The organism is Streptomyces sp. (genome assembly GCF_031181555.1).
Taxonomy (GTDB): domain Bacteria; phylum Actinomycetota; class Actinomycetes; order Streptomycetales; family Streptomycetaceae; genus Streptomyces; species Streptomyces fimbriatus.
Genome location: NZ_JAPSKQ010000032.1, coordinates 17,641 through 37,825 on the forward strand (window position 1 = coordinate 17,641; position 20,185 = coordinate 37,825).

The 20,185-nt window shown below is 74.2% G+C and carries 20 protein-coding genes and 1 riboswitch; of the genes, 8 read left to right on the plus strand and 12 right to left on the minus strand.

The genetic code is table 11. The features are described from left to right. The coding region (locus RIM90_RS09770; protein WP_309060208.1) for an ABATE domain-containing protein at nucleotides 1–371 on the minus strand (371 nt) is incomplete at its 3' end. Nucleotides 372–392: 21 nt separating this feature from the next. Here RIM90_RS09770 and RIM90_RS09775 point away from each other — a divergent pair. Further along, nucleotides 393–866, plus strand: coding sequence for a VOC family protein (locus RIM90_RS09775; protein WP_309060209.1), 474 nt, complete (start codon nucleotides 393–395; stop codon nucleotides 864–866). A gap of 53 nt (nucleotides 867–919) precedes the next feature. Here the strand turns inward: RIM90_RS09775 and RIM90_RS09780 are convergent, their stop codons facing one another. Then, a complete protein-coding gene (locus RIM90_RS09780; protein ID WP_309060210.1) occupies nucleotides 920–2,296 on the minus strand; it encodes a tetratricopeptide repeat protein in 1,377 nt (458 codons plus the stop codon). Nucleotides 2,297–2,454: 158 nt separating this feature from the next. On the opposite strand from RIM90_RS09780, the gene RIM90_RS09785 reads away from it, so the two are divergent. From RIM90_RS09785 to RIM90_RS09795, 3 genes are all read left to right on the plus strand, one after another. Next, nucleotides 2,455–2,946: a DUF6668 family protein gene (locus RIM90_RS09785; RefSeq protein ID WP_309060211.1), complete on the plus strand. Its 492-nt coding sequence runs from the start codon at nucleotides 2,455–2,457 to the stop codon at nucleotides 2,944–2,946. Nucleotides 2,947–2,981: 35 nt separating this feature from the next. Further along, nucleotides 2,982–4,109: an amidase gene (locus RIM90_RS09790; RefSeq protein ID WP_309060212.1), complete on the plus strand. Its 1,128-nt coding sequence runs from the start codon at nucleotides 2,982–2,984 to the stop codon at nucleotides 4,107–4,109. A gap of 79 nt (nucleotides 4,110–4,188) precedes the next feature. Further along, the gene (locus tag RIM90_RS09795; RefSeq protein ID WP_309060236.1) at nucleotides 4,189–4,773 is read left to right on the plus strand and encodes an NAD(P)H-dependent oxidoreductase; all 585 of its coding nucleotides are present in this window, start codon (nucleotides 4,189–4,191) and stop codon (nucleotides 4,771–4,773) included. Nucleotides 4,774–4,786: 13 nt separating this feature from the next. Here RIM90_RS09795 and RIM90_RS09800 read toward each other — a convergent pair whose 3' ends face one another. The 5 genes from RIM90_RS09800 to RIM90_RS09820 form a co-directional block, all read right to left on the minus strand. Then, nucleotides 4,787–5,377, minus strand: a complete 591-nt coding sequence (locus tag RIM90_RS09800; protein WP_309060213.1) for a hypothetical protein — start codon at nucleotides 5,375–5,377, stop codon at nucleotides 4,787–4,789. A 56-nt stretch (nucleotides 5,378–5,433) separates the two neighbouring features. After that, on the minus strand, nucleotides 5,434–6,303 hold the full coding sequence (locus RIM90_RS09805) for an ABC transporter permease (RefSeq protein WP_309060214.1): 870 nt from the start codon (nucleotides 6,301–6,303) through the stop codon (nucleotides 5,434–5,436). Next, the gene (locus RIM90_RS09810) at nucleotides 6,290–7,348 is read right to left on the minus strand and encodes an ABC transporter ATP-binding protein (protein ID WP_309060215.1); all 1,059 of its coding nucleotides are present in this window, start codon (nucleotides 7,346–7,348) and stop codon (nucleotides 6,290–6,292) included. The genes RIM90_RS09805 and RIM90_RS09810 overlap by 14 nt, the downstream gene beginning before the upstream one ends. Before the next feature lie 70 nt (nucleotides 7,349–7,418). Next, nucleotides 7,419–8,642: a DUF2092 domain-containing protein gene (locus RIM90_RS09815; RefSeq protein ID WP_309060216.1), complete on the minus strand. Its 1,224-nt coding sequence runs from the start codon at nucleotides 8,640–8,642 to the stop codon at nucleotides 7,419–7,421. 304 nt (nucleotides 8,643–8,946) lie between these two features. Next, entirely contained in the window at nucleotides 8,947–9,957 is a 1,011-nt protein-coding gene (locus RIM90_RS09820) for a polyprenyl synthetase family protein (protein WP_309060217.1), read from the minus strand. Nucleotides 9,958–10,536: 579 nt separating this feature from the next. Continuing rightward, a riboswitch (cyclic di-AMP (ydaO/yuaA leader) is annotated at nucleotides 10,537–10,699 on the plus strand. Between the two features lie 5 nt (nucleotides 10,700–10,704). On the opposite strand from RIM90_RS09820, the gene RIM90_RS09825 reads away from it, so the two are divergent. Further along, nucleotides 10,705–11,193, plus strand: a complete 489-nt coding sequence (locus RIM90_RS09825) for a transglycosylase SLT domain-containing protein (protein WP_309060218.1) — start codon at nucleotides 10,705–10,707, stop codon at nucleotides 11,191–11,193. Here the strand turns inward: RIM90_RS09825 and RIM90_RS09830 are convergent. Continuing rightward, nucleotides 11,157–12,038: an HAD family hydrolase gene (locus RIM90_RS09830; protein ID WP_309060219.1), complete on the minus strand. Its 882-nt coding sequence runs from the start codon at nucleotides 12,036–12,038 to the stop codon at nucleotides 11,157–11,159. The genes RIM90_RS09825 and RIM90_RS09830 overlap by 37 nt on opposite strands. 179 nt (nucleotides 12,039–12,217) lie before the next feature. Between RIM90_RS09830 and RIM90_RS09835 the strand changes: the two genes are divergently transcribed. The 3 genes from RIM90_RS09835 to RIM90_RS09845 all read left to right on the plus strand — a co-directional run bounded on the left by RIM90_RS09835 (nucleotide 12,218) and on the right by RIM90_RS09845 (nucleotide 15,468). After that, entirely contained in the window at nucleotides 12,218–13,288 is a 1,071-nt protein-coding gene (locus RIM90_RS09835) for a GNAT family N-acetyltransferase (RefSeq protein WP_309060220.1), read from the plus strand. Nucleotides 13,289–13,303: 15 nt separating this feature from the next. Then, nucleotides 13,304–14,617 (plus strand): glycosyltransferase, encoded by a 1,314-nt coding sequence (locus RIM90_RS09840; RefSeq protein WP_309060221.1) that lies wholly within the window; start codon nucleotides 13,304–13,306, stop codon nucleotides 14,615–14,617. Nucleotides 14,618–14,691: 74 nt separating this feature from the next. Continuing rightward, nucleotides 14,692–15,468 carry a polysaccharide deacetylase family protein gene (locus tag RIM90_RS09845; protein ID WP_309060222.1) on the plus strand — a complete coding sequence of 259 codons (777 nt, stop codon included), beginning with the start codon at nucleotides 14,692–14,694 and terminating at the stop codon, nucleotides 15,466–15,468. A 91-nt stretch (nucleotides 15,469–15,559) separates the two neighbouring features. On the opposite strand, the gene RIM90_RS09850 is transcribed toward RIM90_RS09845, so the two are convergent. The 4 genes from RIM90_RS09850 to RIM90_RS09865 all read right to left on the minus strand — a co-directional run bounded on the left by RIM90_RS09850 (nucleotide 15,560) and on the right by RIM90_RS09865 (nucleotide 20,106). Further along, the gene (locus tag RIM90_RS09850) at nucleotides 15,560–16,567 is read right to left on the minus strand and encodes a glycosyl hydrolase (protein ID WP_309060223.1); all 1,008 of its coding nucleotides are present in this window, start codon (nucleotides 16,565–16,567) and stop codon (nucleotides 15,560–15,562) included. 173 nt (nucleotides 16,568–16,740) lie between these two features. After that, complete coding sequence (locus RIM90_RS09855; RefSeq protein ID WP_309060224.1) at nucleotides 16,741–17,175, minus strand: hypothetical protein; 435 nt, start codon at nucleotides 17,173–17,175, stop codon at nucleotides 16,741–16,743. Then, on the minus strand, nucleotides 17,175–19,013 hold the full coding sequence (locus RIM90_RS09860) for a glycosyltransferase (RefSeq protein ID WP_309060225.1): 1,839 nt from the start codon (nucleotides 19,011–19,013) through the stop codon (nucleotides 17,175–17,177). Before RIM90_RS09860 ends, RIM90_RS09855 begins: the two co-directional genes overlap by 1 nt. Before the next feature lie 268 nt (nucleotides 19,014–19,281). Further along, nucleotides 19,282–20,106: a hypothetical protein gene (locus tag RIM90_RS09865; protein ID WP_309060226.1), complete on the minus strand. Its 825-nt coding sequence runs from the start codon at nucleotides 20,104–20,106 to the stop codon at nucleotides 19,282–19,284. Between the last annotated feature and the right edge of the window lie 79 nt (nucleotides 20,107–20,185).

The following is a 20,185-nucleotide window of genomic DNA, read 5'->3' on the forward strand; positions in this document are numbered from 1 at the left end:
TCGATGCGGGAGACCAGCGGGGGCTCGGCGGCGGCGGCGTTGACGACGTCCAGGTGCTCCGGCCGGGGCGGACGGCCGTGGGCATGGTCGGCGGTGAACAGGAACAGGGCGTTCCGCAGGGTGCGCGCCCGCTCCAGCTCGTCCGCGTCGACGGTGAGGTCCAGGCCGTCCGCGAGGCGGCTGCGCCCGGCCCAGACCGCGAGGTCCGCGGGCTCGTGCAGCACCTCGTACCGCGCGAAGGCGCCGGGTCCGCCGGTGGGCAGCAGCTCCAGGCACAGGGCTCCCGGGTCGAAGCGGTAGGGCTTCCCCTCGTGGGAGAGAAGCGTCAGGCCGGGCCGGCCGTCCGGCGTTTCCGTTGCGCGCTCGCTCATGTAACCACTATAAGTGGTTACATGACGCAGACCCCGGCAACACCCGCACCCGTGCACTGGAAGCTCGTCATCGACGCGGCCGACCCGCACGCGCAGGCCGACTTCTGGGCCGCCGCCCTCCGGTACACGGTCGAGGACCACAGCGCGCTCGTCGAAAAGCTCCTCGGTCTGGGCGCCGTACCCGACGGGCTCACCACCGAGTCCCACGGCCGCCGCGCCTGGCGCGACCTGGCCGCGGTACGGCACCCCGACGACCCCTACGAGGAGGAGAGCGGCACCGGACTCGGGCGGCGGCTGCTGTTCCAGCGCGTGCCCGAGGCGAAAATGGCCAAGAACCGGCTCCACCTCGACCTGCACCCCGGCGAGGGGCGCCGCGAGGAGGAGGTCGCACGGCTGGAGCGGCTCGGCGCGAAGGTGCTGCGGCGGGTGGACGAGCCGTCCGGGGCGTGGGTCGTGATGACGGACCCGGAGGACAACGAATACTGCGTCCACTAGGCCGGCTTCGCGCGGACCGGCTTCGCGCGCGGCACGGCGGCGGACCGCCGCGCTCAGTCCTGCTGGGCGCGGACCCGTCCGGTCAGCCGGCCCATGCGGGCGCGGGCGGACTCCAGCTCCTCGATCTCGTCGGCGGCCGGCCCCTCCTCGGCGGTGAGCTCGGTCCACAGCCCGATCAGCTCGTGCCCGAGCTCCAGCCCGAGCCGGGCGTCGCGCACCGCGCGCCATGCGGTGGCCGCGCTGCGGACGTTGCCGTAGGCGGCCTCCGCGTCCCCGGCACGACGGCGGATCCCGGCGAGGTCGAGGGAGAGCCGGAAGGCGTGCAGCGGTTCTCCGGCCAGGTAGGCGATGTACGCGGTGAGTTCGCGCAACCGGAGCACCTCCGGGTGCTCGGGCCCCAGCGTCGCCGATGACTCCGTCACGGTCTGCCGGGCCAGCCGCGCGGCCGTGTCGATCCGGCCCGACCGGACGGCGTCGTTGATGCGGGCCGTCGGCTCCGCCAGGAGGGCGGGGGCCGTCGCGTCACCGGGGGCGGTGAGCGGCTCGTCCCCGAGCACCGCTTCCGCCACGGCGTCGAAACCGCGGGGCGGGGTGGGCCCGGAGTCCGGGCCGGCGTCGGGGACGGCCTCGGCGAACGACGGCTCGGGACGTCGGTGGCCGGCCGGCGGTACCGGGCCCCGAGTCGGATCGGTGCCGGCGGTTCGGCCGGTGGGCCCGGTGGGCCCGGAGCGGGGGGCCGGGTTCCCGGGGCGGTCGGTGTCCGGGCCGGGGTGGGGCCACGCGTCCATGGACGGGGGCGGGCCGAACTCACCCGTCGGTGGCGCCACCGTGCCGGGCGGCACGGCCTCCGCCGACTCGGGTACGGCCCGCAGCGGGAACGTCGGTACGGCGTCCCCGGGGACCCGCGCTTCGGGTACGGACCGCAGGGGGAAGGTGGGGGCGGCGTCCCGCACGGGAGCCGGTTCCGGGCCCGCCCCGCGGTCCGGGGCCGCCTCCGGTTCCGGCACGGGGCGCAGGAGGTGCGTCGGCCGGTCGGCCCCCGGTTCCCGCACGGGCCCCCGGCCCCGCGCCGGAACCTGCCGCCGCCCCGCCCCCTGCTCCCGCGCCGGCTCCGCCGGGACCGGCTGGGCCGTGAAGTGGCTGGAGCCGTCCGGGTCGACCCGGAGCGGGAGGACGTAGCCGATGCGTTCGTCGTGGACGGTGGCGAGGACGGCGTGGCCGGAGGCGAGGGCGATGCGGTGGAGGTGGTTCAGCACCGTCTGCTGGATCTCCTCGCCGGGCGCGGCGGTCACCGGCACCCCGCCGACCGACGCTCCGGCCGGATCCGCCCCGGTGACGGGGACACGGACGTCGATCGGCACCGCCGCACGGTTCGCCGCGTGGGCGGCCTGCTTCTGTTCCCGCTTCTTCTCGCGGCTGAGTCGAGCCATCGTCCCCTCATTCGGGTCGTACACCTACCGGCCAGTCTGTCCGCTCGGCCGCGTCTCTCACGTCACCGCGCTGTCACAGGCTCGTCCCAAGGACCGTCCACCGCGGTCCGCCGCACGCCGGACGGCATGAGGATCGGGGTGACGAGCAGGAGAGGGGCATGCGGACAGGGATGCGACAGGGACCGGAGATCTGGATCCGGGGGCCGGTGGCGGTACCGGAGCCGGCGCACCCCCGCGCGACGGTCCGGCGCTTCTCCTGGGTCGGCGCGCACGGCGGCTCCGGGGTCTCCACGCTCGCCGCGGTCTACGGCGGACACGACAGCGGCCGTGCCTGGCCCGGCCCCGGTGATCCGCAGTCGGTGCTGCTCGTCGCCCGGACGCACGCGGCCGGTCTGGACGCCGTGCTCCCGGCCGTGGAGGTGTTCCGGCGCGGCGAGGCCCCGCGAGGGCTCGACCTGGACGCCGTGGTGCTGGTGGCGGACGCTCCGGGGCGGTTGCCGCGTCCTCTCGCGCAGCGGATCCGGCTCATCGAGTCGGTGATCGACGTGTACCGCGTGCCCTGGGTGCCCGGATGGCGCCTGGGCGACCTGAGCGGCCGGCCGCCCCGCGAGGCGGAGCCGCTGGCCCGCCTGACGGGGGCGGTGCGCTGAACGGTCCCGGGTCCGGGCCCCGCGCCTCCGCCCCGGTGGAGGAGACCGCCTCCGCCGTACGCGCGCGGAGGCTGCGGGCCGTGGACGTGGTCGCGCAGGCGCTGGAGCGGATCGAGCGGGCCGACCCGGTGCTGTGCGCGTTCACCGAGGTGTGGGGCGCACAGGCGCTGCGGCGGGCCCGTGAGGTGGACGCGCGGGTCGCCGCCGGGGAGCGGCTGCCGCTGGCCGGGGTGCCGCTCGCGGTGAAGGGACGGCACGGGCTGCGCGCGGCGGGGCCGCTGCTCGCGGCCGGCGGTGTCGCCGTGGGCGCCACCTCGGTGCCCGGGCCCGGGACGCCCTGGCAGACCTGGGGACTCGGGGCCCACGGCCCTACCGTCAATCCCTGGCGGGCCGACCGTACGCCGGGCGGGTCCTCGGCGGGGTCGGCGGTCGCGGTGGCGGCCGGGCTGGTTCCGCTGGCGACGGGCAGCGACGGCGCGGGGTCGGTGCGGATCCCGGCGGCGTGGTGCGGGGTGACGGGCCTGAAGGTCACGGGCGGCCGTCTCCCGTCCCCCGACCGCACGGGTCTCGCCGCACCCGGAGTCCTCACCCGCACGGCGGCGGACGCGGCGGCCTGGTGGCGGGTGGTGACGCGACCGTCCGCCCCCGTCGAGGCTCCCGCGTCGCTCCCCCTGCCCGCCCTCTGGTCCCCCGACCTGGGCTTCGCGGCGCCGGACCCGGAACCCGTCGCGCTCGCCCGCGCGGCCGTCGGCCGGCTCGTCGACGCCGGTGTCGTGCGGCTCGTACGGCCGTCGGTGCCCGCGCGGCTCCTCGACCCCGCTCCGGCCTGGCTCGCCCTGCGCACCCCCGGGACCGACCTCGCCGACGCCCACCGTGTCCGGGCGGAGAACGACCGGCGCCTGGCCCGTCTGTTCACCGGCGCCGAGCTGCTGCTCACCCCCACGGCCCCCACCGCGCCGCACGGGCACGAAGGCCCCGGCGACGTCTACTCCACCGCCCTCACCTGGGCCTTCAACGTGAGCGGGCACCCCGCGCTGAGTGTTCCGGCCGGGTTCGGCACGGACGGCTGTCCGGCCGGGCTCCAGCTGGTGGCACCGCACGGCCGGGAGGCGCTGCTGCTCGCCGTGGCGCGGGAGGCGGAGCGGCGCGGGGTCACCGCCTGAGCCCCTGGACCATTCTCATGCATGTGCATATGATGCATGTGCTTGTAATTGGCGTACGCCGACTATCTGGGGGATGACCATGACCCGCCGTTTCCTGTTCCTCCTGGGCAGTTCCCGCCCCGACGGCAACACCGAGCTGCTGGCCCGCCGGGCCGCCGAACAGCTGCCCGCGGAGGTGGAACAGCAGTGGATCGATCTCGCCCGGCACCCGCTGCCCGACTTCGAGGACCTGCGTCACGACAGCGACCACGTCCGCCCCACCGAGGGCAACGTGGCCCGGCTGCTGGACGCCACCCTCGCGGCGACGGACGTGGTGATCGCCTCGCCGCTGTACTGGTACTCGGTGTCCGCGCACACCAAGCGCTACCTGGACTACTGGGCCGGCTGGCTGCGTACCCCGGGCCTGGACTTCAAGGCGACCATGGCGGGACGCACCCTCTGGGGCGTCACCGCGCTCGCGCACGAGGAGCCGGAGGTCGCCGACCCGCTCGTCGGCACGCTGAACAACTCGGCCGCGTACATGGGGATGCGCTTCGGCGGGGTGCTGCTCGGCAACGGCAGCAAGCCGGGTGACGTGCTGAAGGACACCGAGGCGCTGGTCCGCGCCAAGACGTTCTTCGCGCGGGAGGCGCCCCTCGCCCGCTTCCCCTACGAGACCGGCTGACCCCGGTCGCACCTCACCAGCCGAGCTGCTCCCCGCCCGGCACCTCGCTGCCGATGTGCGCGGCGAGGTGCCGGGCGCGGTCGGGATCGCCGTGCTTGGTCACGTGGACGAAGACGGTGTGGTCCTCGGTCCACTCGTCGTACTGCGCCTCGTCGCCGTGGAACACGACCTGGACCCCGTCGTGATTCCCATGCCCGTGCGAGTCCGCCCCGGGATCGTCCGGCCGGCGGCCGTCCCGTCGGACGGCCGCCATGCCGCCGCCCGGAGCGGCCAGGAACCGCTCCTCGACGCCCCCGCGTTCGACGTCCTCGCTGAAGGACAACGGCAGGTGCGTCCGGAGTTCCGCGTCCTCCGGCGTCCTCACGTCGAGGTCGAAGAAGAGGGAGCGCCCCGTCACCGGATCCTTGCGGGTCTCCACGGAGTCGAAGGACACGCCGGGGACGAGGTCGGTCATCCGCCGCACCTCCCGAGGCGTCCGTGTCTCGGCGAAGAGCCGGATCCGGTCGTTGACGTGCGCCAGCAGCGCGCACGGACGCTTGGCCTGCCCGTACGCCTCGGCCGCGTCGGTGGTCCGGAAGACGGGATACGCCCTTGAGCTGCCCACGGGCCGGACCGTCACACGCCCCGGCCCGCCCGTGCCACCGCTTTTTCCTCGGAGACTCAGGCGGTGATGTCCTTCGCCGTGAACCTCGCCCAGGCCGCCGAGCCGAACACGGCCGCGTACAGGGCCTGCAGGCCGAGGTTCTTCGTCAGGTCCTCCCAGTAGACGGGTTCGCGCATGAGGTCGGCGAAGGAGAGCCAGTAGTGGGAGAAGAAGTACGGGTGCAGGGCGCTCAACTGGGGGATCTGGTCCAGGATCTGGACGGTGATCAGCAGTCCCACCGTCGTCGCCATCGCCGCGATGCCGCTGTTGGTCAGCGTCGAGACGAACAGGCCGAGCGCCGCCACCCCGGTCAGTGACGCGGCGACGACGAGGGCGATCAGCAGGGCCCTGGCCAGGCCCTCGGCGAAGCCGATCCGGGTGCCGGAGATGGTCGTGAGGTCGCCGAGCGGGAACAGCAGCGCCCCGACGGCCAGCGCCGAGACGGCGACCACGAGGGTGGCGACCAGACAGAAGGCGATGACGGTCGCGTACTTGGTGAGCAGCAGCCGGCTCCGCCCGGCGGGGGCGACCAGGAGGTAGCGCAGGGTGCCGGCGTTCGCCTCGCCGGCGACGGCGTCGCCCGCGACCACCCCGACCGCCATGGGCAGGAAGAACGGCAGCGTGGCGGCCAGCGCCGTGAAGACGAGGAACAGGCCGTTGTTGGTGACCTGCGAGATGAACGCCGGTCCCTCGCCGCCCCCGCCGCCGGCCGCCGAGCCGTCACCCGTCTCGATCCTCACGGCGATGCCGACCAGGACCGGTACGGCGGCCAGCACCCCGAGCAGGGCGAGGGTGCGCCAGCGCCGGAAGGTGGTGAGCAGTTCGCTGCGGAACAGACCGAGGGTCCACAGCGGGCTCGCCCTCCGCGCCGTCTCAGCCTGCGACATCGAACCCCTCCCCGGTCAGTGCCACGAACGCGTCCTCCAGCGAGGCCCGTTCGACCCCGAAGCCGCGCACCCGGACCCCGGCCGTCACCAGTGCCGCGTTCACCTCCGCGAGGTCCCGTTCGGGCGCCTCGCCGGTCACCCGGTCCTCCGCCACGACGACATCGGCGACCCCCTGCTCCTTCAGCACCCGGGCCGCGTCACCGGTGTCCGGCGTGGTCACCACCAGCCGGCCGCGCGCGCCCGCGGCCAGGTCGGTCACCGCGCCCTGGGTGACCAGCCGGCCCCGGGCCATCACGGCGGCATGGGTGCACACCTGCTCGATCTCGTCGAGCAGGTGTGAGGAGAGGAAGACGGTGGTGCCGTCCGAGGCCAACTCCCGGACGAGGGCGCGGATCTCCCGCATGCCCTGCGGGTCGAGCCCGTTGGTCGGCTCGTCCAGGACGAGCAGCCGGCGGGGCCGGAGCAGGGCGGCCGCGAGACCGAGGCGCTGCTTCATGCCGAGGGAGTACGCCTTCGCCTTCTTGCCGGCGGCGGCCGTGAGGCCCACCCGGTCCAGGGCGGCGGCGACGCGGGCGCGCCGGGTGCGCGGATCGGCGGTCGGGTCGGCGGCGTCGTAGCGGAGCAGGTTGTCGCGGCCGGAGAGGAAGCCGTACAGGGCCGGGCCCTCGATGAGGGCGCCGACCCGGGGGAGCACGGCGCGCGCGGAGCGCGGCATGGGACGCCCCAGGACGTGCGCCGTGCCGGAGGTCGGCTCGATCAGGCCCATCAGCATGCGGATGGTGGTGGTCTTGCCGGAGCCGTTGGGGCCGAGGAAGCCGAAGACGCTGCCCGCCGGGACAATCAGGTCGAGACCGTCGACGGCGAGCTGTCCGCCGCGGTAGCGCTTGGTGAGCGCGCGGGTGACGATGACGCCGTCACCCGCGTCCACCGTGCCGGGACCCGCGTCTGCCGGGAACCGGCGCGTGCCCTCCGTGCCGGGGCGCGGGTCCGCCCCGTCCGGACGCGGGTCCGCCGTGTCCGGCCCGGTGGCGGACGCCTCGCCCATCGGCTCCCCCGTTCCCTGCTGTTCCCTGCGTGCCGTGCCGTGCCGTGCCGTGCCGTGAGATCCCGGGATCTCACTTCCCCTCGTCGGCCGCCTTCACGAGCGCGTCCTTGGTGACGGTGCCCACGTAGACCTTGCCGTCCTCGGTGATCAGGGCGTTGACCAGGCGGGTGCTGAACACCGTGCCCTTGCCGAACTCGCCCTTCACCTGGTCGCCGAGCGAGCCGAGGAAGCCGCCGAGGTCACCGCCGGCCTCGCCGGTCGGCAGGCCCTGGCCGCCGGTGTCGAAGGTGGCGACGGAGTTCCAGCCCTCGCCGAGCATCGTCAGTCCGCCGAGCCCCTTGGCCAGGTCCTCCTCGGACTTCGGGGCCTGCGGGGCCTCCCCCGGCTTCCCGGAGTGCTCCCGGCCGTGGCCCGGTTCGCCGTCCTCGGTCACCTTGGCGCCCTTGGGCGGGGTGAAGTCGAAGGTCGACGCGGCCGGCCTGTCGAAGCTGACCCGGGTGAAGCCGACGTCCACGACGGCGGTGCCGCCGCTCGCCGGGGTCAGCGTGAACTTCAGCGGCAGGCCGGTCCTGTGGTCGACCGCGATGCTGATCGCGCCGACCGTGGAGCCGGACTGCTTCGGCTCGACGACCAGCTTGTAGGCGTCCCGGCCGGCCACCTGGGCGGTGCCGTCGACGGTCACGGACGTGGTGTCGTCGACCGACTTCAGGATCTCCTCGGCGAAGTCCTTCGGGGTCGCCGGGGGCTGCTTCCCGCGGTCCCCGCCGGTCTCGTCGACGGTGCCGTGGTAGACCTCGTTGGACCTGCTGTCGTAGCCCCAGACGTCCTTGCCGTTGTGGATCAGGCTGTACTCGGCGGCGTCCTCCAGCAGCGACACCTTCTGCCGGTCCGGGCCGTCGGCGGCGACGCGCAGGGTGTGCGTGCCGGAGGCCAGCTCGGTGAGCTTGGCGGACGGGTCCGCGGGGGAGCCGCCCTCGCCCCGCTCCACTGCACCGGACGCGAGGCCGCTCTCCAGGCCGCCGAGGTTCGGCAGGCCGAGGTCCGTGGTGATCTTCACGGTGCCGGAGAGCTGCTCGACGTCCGACTTCGCGATCTTCTCGATGAGCTGCGCGGCGGTGATCTCCGGCAGGTCGGGGTCGCCGGAGTCGGCGATCGCGGGGACCAGCCCGATGGTCGCGGCCGCCACTCCCATCACGGTGACCGGAACGACGTACCGGGCGGCCCTGCGCCGTCCCGCGCGCGGCTCGTCGGCCTCCCCCGCGGTCGTCATGTCGTCGGATGCGTACGGTGCCATGTGTGCCCTACCTCCGTGGTCGGCGGCGGCTTCCGTCTCGTGTCCTCGCACCAGTCTCCCCCTGAGCCGCCATTCTCACCCGAATCGGTGAGGAGTGGTGATGTCCGTCGTGGTCCATCTGACCAAATCCGGCAGGCGGATACGTCAGACCGCGGGCTCAACTCCGTGTACTGCTGCGGTATGACACGGGGAACGGTTTCCTCCCCCGACCAGTAGGGGTCGCGGTCGGCCGGAAGGGGACACGGCCGGCCGGCGGGGCGCGGTCGGCCAGGAGGGGGCGCGGCGTGCGTACGGGCCGGGCCGCTCAGCCCGCCCGGTGCACCACCGCGTCGCACAGCTGCACCAGCGCCGCCTTCGCGTCGCACTCCGGCAGCGGCGCCAGCGCCTGGCGGGCCTCCTCGGCGTAGCGCACGGTGTCCCGGCGGGCCTGCTCCAGGGCCGGGTGGGCGCGCAGCAGCCGCAGCGCCTCGGCGTGCCGGGCGTCGTCGGTGAGGTCGGAGTCGAGCAGCTCGCACAGGGCGATGTCCTCGGCCAGCCCCAGCCGGGCCGCCCGCTCGCGCAGCCGCAGCACGGGCAGCGTGGCGATGCCCTCGCGCAGGTCCGTGCCGGGGGTCTTGCCGGACTCGTGGGAGTCGGAGGCGATGTCCAGGACGTCGTCGGCGAGCTGGAAGGCCACGCCGAGCCGCTCGCCGTACTGGGTGAGCACGTCCACGACCGTCTCGTCCGCCCCGGACATCATCGCGCCGAACCGGCAGGAGACCGCGACCAGCGAGCCGGTCTTGCCGCCGAGCACGTCCAGGTAGTGGTCGACCGGGTCCCGGCCGTCCTGCGGTCCCGCGGTCTCCAGGATCTGCCCGGTGACCAGCCGCTCGAACGCCTGGGCCTGCACCCGCACCGCCTCCGGGCCGAGGTCGGCCAGGATGTGCGAGGCCCGCGCGAAGAGGAAGTCGCCGGTGAGGACCGCCACGGAGTTGCCCCAGCGGGCGTTCGCGCTGGCCACGCCGCGCCGCACCTCGGCCTCGTCCATGACGTCGTCGTGGTACAGCGTGGCCAGGTGGGTCAGCTCCACGACCACGGCCGACGGCACGACACCGGGCGCGTAGGGGTCGCCGAACTGGGCGGAGAGCATCACGAGCAGCGGGCGGAACCGCTTGCCACCGGCCCGCACCAGATGCTGGGCGGCCCCTGTGATGAAGGGCACCTCGCTCTTGGTGGCCTCGAGCAGCCCCTCCTCGACAGCCGTCAATCCGGCCTGGACATCGGCTTCCAGAGCCTGGTCCCGCACGCTCAGCCCGAACGGCCCGACGACGGTCACGAGGGGTCTCCTGTCTGCTGGTGTCTGGTGGCGGTTACACGGTTTGTCGATAGGTCGCTGCCCTCACTCGAGTCAGCGTATCCGGTCACGTTTCGATCACCGCCAGCGCCCGGGGCTACGAGCCGGGCGGTACGGGACCGGAACCGTCGGATTTTTGATCGTTTGATAACAACGGACATGCGTCGACTTTCCAGGGCGTAGCGATCCACGCCCAGGGTCCGCCCCCGGGCCGCGTCTCGACCCGCCCACCATCCCCACCATCCTGCCGCCCCCGCCGCCCGATTTGCCGCAATTGGTAAGCGAATTCCCCTTGGCGTGAAATGCGGGACGGCCACGCGCCCCGTGAGGTCGGTCACGCGCCACCCGCCCCGTCCACCACCCCCGGCACGCCCGCGTTCTCCCTTTCCCCGCAACCGAGTTGACCCTTGGCGCACACAAAGGATCAAGCGCCCCAAAACGCCCAGAACAAGATCAAACGGCTCGTTCCGTGGTGGCTGCACTTGTTCCCGGCATGCGCTCTCGCATACGTTCCCGGCCTGCCGGGCGGACGCCGAATCCTGCCGCCGCCCGCACCAACCGACGACGAACTCACTCACGCACGGCAGGAGCGGGGGACCCAGGTAAGTCGCCGGGCCGGCCACACGCCGGAACGGCTCGGGGTGAAGCCGTGCCCGCAGGGGCACGGCCGGGCACTCTCCCGCCCGAACCCGACAGCTCACCTCGCAGGCGTAGGAGAGGAACCCAGACATGCCTGCTTCCGGTCAGCTCCGCCGCCTCGGCGGCCGCCGCCTCGCCCGCTCCCTCGCCGTCGCCGGCACCGGCGTCGCCGTGGTCGCCCTCCCGCTGTTCGGCGCCACCAGCGCCTCCGCGGCCACCACGCCGTCCACCACGACCGCCGCCGCCGCGACGACGTACCCGGACAACCTCGACGGCTGGATCCGCGAGTCGCTGTCGATCATGGCGCAGCACGGCATCCCGGGCACCTACGAGGGCATCCACCGCAACATCATGCGCGAGTCCTCCGGCAACCCGGCCGCCATCAACAACTGGGACTCCAACGCCGCCGCGGGCACCCCGTCGAAGGGCCTGCTGCAGGTCATCGACCCGACCTTCCAGGCGTACCACGTGCCCGGCACCGCCTTCGACCCGTTCGACCCGGTCGCGAACATCACGGCGGCCTGCAACTACGCCGCCGACCGCTACGGCTCGATCGACAACGTCTTCGGCGCGTACTGAGCCGTCCGGTCCGTCCGCTGACGGCCGAGCACGGCCGGCCCACCGAACAGTCGCTCGAGGACGACGGCCACGCCGTCGTCCTCGTTCGACGTGGTGACCTCGTCGGCCACCGCCTTCAGCTCGGGGTGGGCGTTGGCCATGGCGACGCCGTGCGCCGCCCAGTCGAACATGGGGATGTCGTTCGGCATGTCGCCGAAGGCGATGGTCCGCTCCGGGCCCAGCCCCAGGCGTTCGGCGGCCAGCGCCAGCCCGGTCGCCTTGGTGACCCCGCACGGCTGGAGCTCCACGGTCCCCGGCCCCGACATGGTGACCGTGGCCAGCGAACCGACCACCGAACGCGCCGCCGCCGCCAGCGCGTCGTCGGACAGGTGGGGGTGGCGCAGCAGCACCTTGCTGATCGGCCGGTCCCACAGGTCACCGCGCCGCTCGACCCGCACGGCGGGGAGGGTGGGGTGCGGCATCAGATAGCCGGGCTCGATCAGCGTCAGCCCGTCGACGCCGTCCTGGTCGACCGCGGCGTACAGCTCGCCCACCTCGGCCTCGATCTTGCCGAGCGCGGTCTCCGCCAGTTCCCGGTCCAGCGTGACGGACCACAGCAGCCGGTCCGCGCCGGCGTCGTACACCTGCGCGCCCTGTCCGCACACCGCGAGCCCCGTGCCGCCGAGGTCGTCCAGGAGCGGTCGCACCCTGGGGGCCGGTCGCCCCGTCACCACGAGGTGCCGGGCACCGGCCTGCGCCACCCGCGCGAGCGCGGCGAGGGACCGGTCGGAGAGGGTGTCGTCGCCGCGCAGCAGCGTCCCGTCCAGGTCGGTGGCGATGAGTGAGAATGCGGTGGATGCGGCCATGATCAGAGAATACGGACAACGCGCCGGGCCGTTTCACCGTGCCGGGTACCGACCGGTTGAGGGCCTCTGCACCCTTTGACGACAACATGCTCCGCTCCCTACCGTTCATGCGGTCCCGGGCGGTACCTTCCAAGTGTCCAGGGGGGACTTGATCGGGGGGTCAGGTGAGCGGTGGACGCGTGCGCGTGCTCAGGCCCGACGAGCTCGGCGAGGGGGAGCGGGAGCGCTGGCGGGAACTGCGCGCCGCGGCGGACGCACCGCGCAACCCTTTCATGGAACCGGAGTTCACCACCGCCGTGGGTCGGGTGCGGCCGCGGGCCAGGGTCGCGGTGCTGTACGACGGAGCGCAGCCGGCGGGCTTCCTGCCGTACGAGCGGGGCGTGTGGGGGCAGGGCCGGGCCATCGGGCTCGGGGTGTCGGACTGCCAGGGCGCGGTCCTCGGTCCCGGCCACACCCCGGAGACCGGTGAACTGCTGCGGGCCTGCTCGGTGTCGAGCTTCGCCTTCGACAACCTGGAGGCCGGCCAGGGGCTGTTCGTGCCGTACGCGGCCGAGGAGCACGCCACCTACGTCATCGACGTGGAGAAGGGCTACGAGACCTACGAGTCGGTGCTGCGCGCCCGGTCGCCGAAGTTCCTGAAGACCACCCTCGCCAAGGAGCGCAGGCTCGGCCGCCGGGTCGGACCCGTGCGGTTCGTCTTCGACGAGCGCGACCCGGCCGCACTGCGCGCGCTGATGGACTGGAAGTCGGCGCAGTACCGCAGGACCGGACGGCGCGACCGGTTCGCGCAGGAGTGGATCACCCGGCTCGTGGGCCGCCTCGCCGGGACCCGGGCCCCGCAGTGCACGGGCACGCTGTCGGTCCTGTACGCCGACGGCCGTCCCGTCGCCGCGCACTTCGGCCTGCGCTCGGCCTCCGTCCTGGCCTGCTGGTTCCCGGCGTACGACCCGGAGTTCGCGAAGTACTCGCCCGGACTGGTGCTGCATCTGCGGATGGCCGAGGCGGCGGCGGCCGAGGGCGTCGGCCTGCTCGACATGGGGCGCGGCCCGGCCGAGTACAAGGACTCGCTGAAGACCGGCGAACTCGCCGTCTACGAAGGAGCGGCGACGCGCCCGGGTACGGGCGCCGCGCTGCACTGGCTGAGCCGCGAGCCCGCGCGCCGCGCGCACAGCTTCGTCCGCGCCCGCCCGCGCCTCGCGTCGCTGGCGTCGCGGACCCTGAAGGGCGCGGCACGGCTGCGCCGGTCGTGAGGAGGGGGAGGGCGCATGTCCCGCAGAGCGGGTAGGCATTCGCGTACGCAGGAGGAGATACGGCGGTTCCTGGCCATCGGCGCGGTCCAGGTCGCCGAACTGGACCTGGCCGGTGACGAGGCCGTACCGAGACCCGGACCGGGCGGTCCCCCGGTGACCCACGGCGAGGTCTTCCTCCTGGTCAGGCGGGCAGGCCGGCCGGTGGGCACGCTGCTGGCGCGGGTACCGGAGGGGGCGGACCCGAGGGCGGTGCTGTCCGAGGCGGCCCGGAGCGCGGTGGGCGCGGTGGGCGCGGTGGGAGGGTCCGGGGAGGCCCTGTCCTGCGGAGCGCCGCCGTACAGCAGCGTCGTCGTGGCCACCCGGGAGCGGGCCGGGCAGCTCGCCCGCGCGCTGGACTCGCTCCTCGCGCAGGACCACCCGGACTTCGAGATCGTCGTCGTCGACAACGCGCCCGTCACGGACGGGACGCGTGAGCTGGTGGAGCGGAAGTACGGGGAGCACGTGCGGTACGTGTGCGAGCCGGTCCCCGGGCTGGCGATCGCCCACAACAAGGGACTCGCCGCGGCCCGGGGCGAGGTGATCGCGTTCACCGACGACGACGTGATCGCCGATCCCCGCTGGCTCACCGAGCTGACCGCGCCCTTCGCCGCCGACCCCCGGCTCGGCTGCGCCACCGGCCTCATCCTGCCCGCCCGGCTGCGCACCCCGGCCCAGGTCCTGCTGGAGAGCCACGGCGGCTTCGCCAAGGGCTTCGCACCGACGACGTACGACCCCGGGGACCCGCCCCGCGACGAGCCGCTCTTCCCCTTCACCGCGGGCCGGTTCGGCTCCGGCGCGAACATGGCCTTCCGTACGGACGTGCTGCGCGGCGTCGGCGGCTTCGACCCGGCCACCGGCGCGGGGACGCCCGCCCGGGGCGGCGACGACCTCTACGGGTTCGTGCGCGTCCTCGCCCAGGGGCACCGGCTGCACTACACCCCGTACGCGCTGGTCTGGCACCACCACCGGGAGACCTGGGCCGACCTGGAGACCCAGGCCTACGGCTACGGCGCCGGCCTCACCGCCTACCTCACCGCCGTCCTGGTCAACCGCCCCGCCCTGCTGCCGGCCTTCCTCGCGCGCCTGCCGCGCGGACTGTCCCACGCCCGCGCCCTGACGGCCGTACGCGAGACGGACGGGGGCGGCACCCCGGGCGCCCACGGCACCCGCACCCATCCGTGGCCGCGCCGGCTGTCGCGTCTGCAGCGCAGGGGGATGCTGTACGGGCCGGTCGGCTATCTGCGGGCGCGACGGGCACTGCGGGACGCCACGGGGAGGAGGGCGGGATGACGGCGTCGGCGCGGGGGCCGGCGGCGGGCGGCGCACGGGGTGGCGCGGAGCGACCCGGGGGGCCGGCGATCCCCGTGCTCCTCTACCACGCCGTGACGGACGATCCGCCGGACTGGATCGCCGAGTTCACCGTCGCGCCCCGCCAGTTCGCGGCCCATCTCGACGCCGTCGTGGACAGCGGGCGCACGCCCGTCACCATCAGCGCCCTCGCCGACCACCTCGCCGGGCGCGCGCCCCTGCCGCCCCGGCCGGTGCTGCTCACGTTCGACGACGGCTTCGCCGACCTGCCCGGCCCCACCGCCGAGGCACTGGCCGAGCGCGCGCTGCCGGCCACCGCGTACCTCACCACCGGAGCCATCGCCCCGGGCGGCCGCAGCCTGCTGCCGCCCGCCCCGATGATGACCCTGGACCGGGTGGCCGAGCTGGAACGTTCCGGCATGGAGGTCGGCAGCCACACCGTCACCCACGCCCAGCTGGACACGCTGACCGCCGAGCGGCTGCGCGCCGAACTGCTCGACTCCAAGGCCGTGCTGGAGGACACCCTCGGCCACCCCGTCCCCCACCTCGCCTACCCGCACGGCTACAACAGCCCCCGGGTACGGGCCATGGCAGCCCGCGCCGGGTACGAGACGGCGACCGCCGTCCGGCACGCGCTCAGCTCGGACCGGGACGAGCGCTACCGCATCGCCCGCCTCATCGTCCGCCGCGGCCACACCCTCGCCGACGTGCGGGCTTGGCTGGCGGGTGACGGCGCGCGGATCGCCCCGTACCGCGACGGTCCGAAGACGATCGCCTGGCGCTGGTACCGGCGCGCCCGGGCGGCCGTCAACGGGCCGGAGTTCGCGGGGTGAGGGGACCGGAGTCCGCGGCGCGACCGGGCCGGGCGGAGGCGCCGTGGCGCACCGCCCGGTCACGTCGGCGGCCGGTCGCTCCGGGGCCCGGTCACTTCAGCGGCTGGTTCAGATACGGGTCGGACACCACCTCGCGCAGGCTCGCCCACGCCGCCTCGTTCGCCAGGGCGAGGTTGCAGTGCGGCCCGGGGTCGCGGTGGTTCCACTGGAGGGCGGCCCTGACCCCTTCCAGGCTCTTCAGCACCCGCGGCACCTGCGCGTACCACTCGGCCTGCCGCTGCGGACGCTTCGCGTCGACCGCCGTCCCGAACTCGGAGAGCATCAGCGGCTTGTCGTCGGAGATGTTCTTCCGTATCCAGTCGTGCGTCGCCCTCTGGGTCTGCGCGAAGGTGAGCCAGTCCGTGTCGTGGCACCGGTAGTAGTTGTACTGGTTGTAGCCGATCCAGTCGACGTACTCGTCCCCCGGGTACATCCGCTCGAACAGGTCGGCGTGGCCCAGGTACCCGGTGATGATCCAGGTCCACACCACGTTGTCGACGCCCAGCTCCCGGAACCGGTCGTGGACGTGCCGGTACGCCTTCACGTACTCCGCCGGTGTGCCGTTGTCCGGGGTGCGCGTGTCCATCTCCAGGTCGAAGGAGAGGAAGACCTTCTTCCCGGTGCGCTCCCCGTAGTCCTTGATGCGCCGCGCCTGGACGTCGATGACCGACGCGTCCAGCTCGCCGGCCGCGATCTGCTCCCACGTCGGCTGCTGCGCCTTCGTACCGCCCCACCACTTGCTCTCCCAGGACAGCAGCAGCATGTGGTCCTCGCCGACGCGCTGCTCCTCCGGGGTGAGCAACTGCCCCTCCCTGCGGGCGCCCTCGGGCACGGACATGTCGTGGTACGTGTAGACGATGTCGAGCTTGCGGCCCACGCGCTTCTCGTAGGCCGCCACCTCGTCCTCCAGGTCGGACCGCTCGTGCGGGACGAACGCCCCGAACCAGGCGCCGCAGGGCGGTTCGAGCAGGGCGGTGGGCCGGCACTTCCCGCCCATCGCGGAGGGCTGCGGGCCGGGCCCCTCCGGTCCGGACGTGTCCCGGAGGGCGAGCGCGGCCACCAGGACGGCACCGACGACCGTGGCGGACGTGATCAGCAGTCGACGGCGCTTCGACGCCGGCCCCTGCCCCGGGCCCCGATGCCGACCGGTACCGGTGCGTGCGCCGGTGCGCGTCTCGGCGTCACGACGAAGGGGATGAAATGGGCGAGAGGGGCGAGAGGGACGGGTGAGCCTCACGGAGCAGAGCCCTTCTGTGTCCTGGGCGTCGGTGGGGAGGCGCCGCGCAGCCGCGGGCAGAAGGCGGCGATCGTGGTCACCAGCGTCAGGGCCAGCAGCACCCGCTGCCCGCTGAAGGCGTGGGTGGCGATCAGCACCGTCGCGACGATCATGACCGCGCCGGTGCTGAGGAGGACGATCAGCATCAGCCGTTCCAGCAGATCGGACCGGCGGGCGAAGTCGGGGTCGCGCCGCTCGACCGGCCCCCGCGCGGATCTGACGTGCAGCGCCGGACCGCAGAGGCCGACCAGCGCCGCGCCGGGGCCCGCCGCCAGGAACACGGCGACCGCCGCGCCGCGCAACGGCGATCCGCCGGGCAGGGCGAGCGCGGCGAGCGCCAGCCAGCCGCCGAACGGCGGAAGCATCCGCACCACGAGTTCCTGCGGTGTCATCACTCCGCTCCCCCCTCGCGCCTCAGTTCGTAGACCACCCCGGCGCTGTTCTCCGCCACCAGCCGGAAGAGCTCGGAGCCCGCGACGGACTTCCGGATGCGGTCCAGCTGGGCCCCGGTGAGCTGTCCGTTCATCTCGGAGTTGGCCACTTGGCCCTGCGTCAACAGGAAGTAGGCCCGGCCCGGGCGCTCCACTCCGGCCATGTCGCGGGCGAGGGTGGCGGCCGGGTCCCGCACGATCTCGTCGACGTGGCGCCGGTCGTCGTCGAGGAACCAGTAGTGGTCGATGGTCCCGTACGAGGCATAGGCGAGCGGGTAGTTGCGGTTCGCGGCGACGACCGTCGAACCCTCGGCGGCCCGGTCGAAGAGCTGCCGCACCAGGGCGACCTCCTGCGGCGGGAAGTAGTTGATCCGGTCCTTGCCCGAGTAGCTCGGCACGAAGGCCAGCGTCCCGGCGAGGAGGACGAGCAGCGGGCCCCCGACGCGGGTGCCCCGGCGGGCGGGAAGCGACGGGCGCCGCCCGGCGGCCGGTGCGGAGGGGGTCGCGCCCGTCCCGCGGGCCCCGGCGCCGGCCTCGGCGGCGAGGGTGCGCACCTCGGGCAGCAGCGCGGCGGCGGCGAAGAAGGCGACTCCGGGCAGCATGAACATCAGCACCCGGAAGATCATTTCGCTGCCGTAGCTGCTCGCCACGACCATCAGCAGCGGGGCCGCCGCGACCAGCAGCAGGGGCATCGCCCGGTGCCGCAGCACGCGCTGCCGCCACACCCCCGCCACCGCCAGCAGCAGGACCGAGCCCGACAGCAGCCGGGCCGCCCACGAGGTCGCCACCGCCCCGGTACCGGTCGGGGTGGTGCCGTATCCGGTGGCGACGTTGCCGCCTACGTCGCCCACGGAGCGGATCATGTCCGGCAGCGCGGCGGACAGGAAGGGCAGCGCGGCCGTCAGGCACCAGGCCAGGAAGATCACGACCGTGGTGACGACCGGGACCCAGTCCCGGTAGCGGCGGACCAGGCACAGGGCGAGCAGCGAGACGACCAGCATGCCGGGGGTGAGCTGGTGCGAGATGACGATCGTCACCACCATCACGCCGACCACCGCCGTCCACACGGCCTGCCCCTGCCGCCCCGGGCCCTCGCCGGAACGGCCGTACCGGCGCAGGACGACGGCCAGCACCCCGAGGTGCAGCACGAAGGCCACGGACTGGGGCGAGAAGTAGTCCTGGCCCACCCAGTTGGCGACGTAGAAGAGCCAGACCGCGGTCCAGATCAGCCGGCGGTCCTCGGTGAAGGTGCGGTAGATCAGCAGCAGCGGGAGCAGCAGCATCAGACTGGAGACCAGCGGCCACCACGCCATGTACACCGCCGCCGACTCCACGCCCAGCAGCCGCACCAGCGCGGCCTGGGCGGCGAAGAAGCCGGGCCATTGGTCGTACACCGCCATGTCGCCGATCCGGTCGGCGGTCTGGAGTCCGCCGGCCGTCAGCAGGTGCTCGACGACGCCGTCGTGCTTCCACGCCCAGGCGTACAGCGGAGTCGGGTAGAGCACCGCCTGCGTGGCCCGCTCCATCAGCAGCAGGCCGAGCACGTACGCCGCCGGCCAGCCGCCGGACCGTCGCGGATCGCGGACCGTGAACCAGAAACCGGCGGTGAGGACGACGAGGCCGGCCCAGAAGCCCGGGTGGAGCGCGGTGACGAGTCCGAAGTCGTCGAGCCGCGACACGTCGGTGTGCCGCACCGCGTACACCCACAGGGCGAGCGCGGCGAGCAGCGGAACGGCGGGCCACGCGGCGAGGGTGCGGCGCCCCGGCCGGACGGGCGGGAGGTCGGAGAGATCCGTCACGGGCTCATGGACGGGACTCGACGCCTCCGACGAGGAGAACGAGGAAGCTGAGGCGGGGGACTGCGGCTCGGTCCGGCCGCTTGGCGCATGCGGTCCCGGGTCTGCCGCGTCGCGCGCGCCCGGCGCGGGCGCGCGCTCCGGCGCGGCTTCGCCGGGGGTGACCGGCTCGGGCGTGCTCCCCGGCGCGGGCCCGGATGCGGATCTCTCCCGTGGAGTGGTTGGCGGACGCACGGTGGTTCCCCCCTGGCGGTTCGGCTCCGGAGCTTGATCAGTCCTTGGTCCGGCCGTCCGGCTGCCCACGGCGGTACACCGCCACCGCCGGCGCGGCACGGCGGAGCGGCGGGAGCAGGACGAGCGGGACGGCTACGGCGAGTGCGACGAGCAGCGGTGGGGTGACCGGCGCGAGCGCGTCCCGCCACACCCAGCCGCCCACCGCGACGAGATACAGAGCCCCCCAGCGACCCGGCCACGACAGCCGTCCGCCCGCACGCGCGAGCAGCAGCCACAGGGGGACGAGACACAGCAACTGGCAGATTGGCGGCCCCCAGCGCAGCAGCGGACCGGACCCGTCGAGGCCCACCGCGTCCGCGAGGAAACCGGCCGTCTCCGAGTACAACACCCCGCCGGCCGGCCTCGGTTCCCAGCCGAGGGCGGCGGGCGCGGCGTGCAGGGCGACCAGGGCGGACCCCAGCGCGGCACCGGGCAGCCAGGGATCGGGCCGTGTGCACAACGTCACCGAGGCGACGAAGACGAGGAGCAGCGTGCCCCCTGCCGCGAGCGCCGCGAGCGGCAGCCCCTCCAGCAGCTGACGACCGGTGAGCACGTCGCCGCGGGTTCCGCCGAGCCAGGGCAGTTCGCGTACCGACACCCAGAAGACGAGGGTGGCGAGGCCGAGCAGGGCCCACAGGCCCCCTCTCAGACGCCGCTCGGATCCGTCGTCGGACGGCACCACCGGGGCGGGGTCCGGCCCGCCGGCCGGCGGGGCGAAGCGGTCGTCCGGTGCACCGGCCCGTGGGACCGGGCGGGAGTCCGGCCGGTCCGCCGCCCCGGCCGTGGAGGCGTGTGCCTGCGTCGTCCAGGGCGCGCTGCTCACCTCCGCCGGTTCTCCCCCCTCCCCCGCGCGCCCGCCTGACGGCGCGTCGGCGGCCCATGCGGGCCGGCCGGGGCGCGGC

Excerpts from the sequence above, each read along its gene's own strand:
- RIM90_RS09780 (WP_309060210.1), bottom strand. The coding sequence starts at position 2,296 with ATGGCTCGACTCAGCCGCGAGAAGAAGCGGGAACAGAAGCAGGCCGCC.
- RIM90_RS09815 (WP_309060216.1), bottom strand. The coding sequence starts at position 8,642 with ATGGCACCGTACGCATCCGACGACATGACGACCGCGGGGGAGGCCGAC.
- RIM90_RS09775 (WP_309060209.1), top strand. The coding sequence starts at position 393 with ATGACGCAGACCCCGGCAACACCCGCACCCGTGCACTGGAAGCTCGTC.
- RIM90_RS09840 (WP_309060221.1), top strand. The coding sequence starts at position 13,304 with ATGTCCCGCAGAGCGGGTAGGCATTCGCGTACGCAGGAGGAGATACGG.
- RIM90_RS09805 (WP_309060214.1), bottom strand. The coding sequence starts at position 6,303 with ATGTCGCAGGCTGAGACGGCGCGGAGGGCGAGCCCGCTGTGGACCCTC.
- RIM90_RS09855 (WP_309060224.1), bottom strand. The coding sequence starts at position 17,175 with ATGACACCGCAGGAACTCGTGGTGCGGATGCTTCCGCCGTTCGGCGGC.
- RIM90_RS09825 (WP_309060218.1), top strand. The coding sequence starts at position 10,705 with ATGCCTGCTTCCGGTCAGCTCCGCCGCCTCGGCGGCCGCCGCCTCGCC.
- RIM90_RS09795 (WP_309060236.1), top strand. The coding sequence starts at position 4,189 with ATGACCCGCCGTTTCCTGTTCCTCCTGGGCAGTTCCCGCCCCGACGGC.
- RIM90_RS09830 (WP_309060219.1), bottom strand. The coding sequence starts at position 12,038 with ATGGCCGCATCCACCGCATTCTCACTCATCGCCACCGACCTGGACGGG.
- RIM90_RS09785 (WP_309060211.1), top strand. The coding sequence starts at position 2,455 with ATGCGGACAGGGATGCGACAGGGACCGGAGATCTGGATCCGGGGGCCG.
- RIM90_RS09810 (WP_309060215.1), bottom strand. The coding sequence starts at position 7,348 with ATGGGCGAGGCGTCCGCCACCGGGCCGGACACGGCGGACCCGCGTCCG.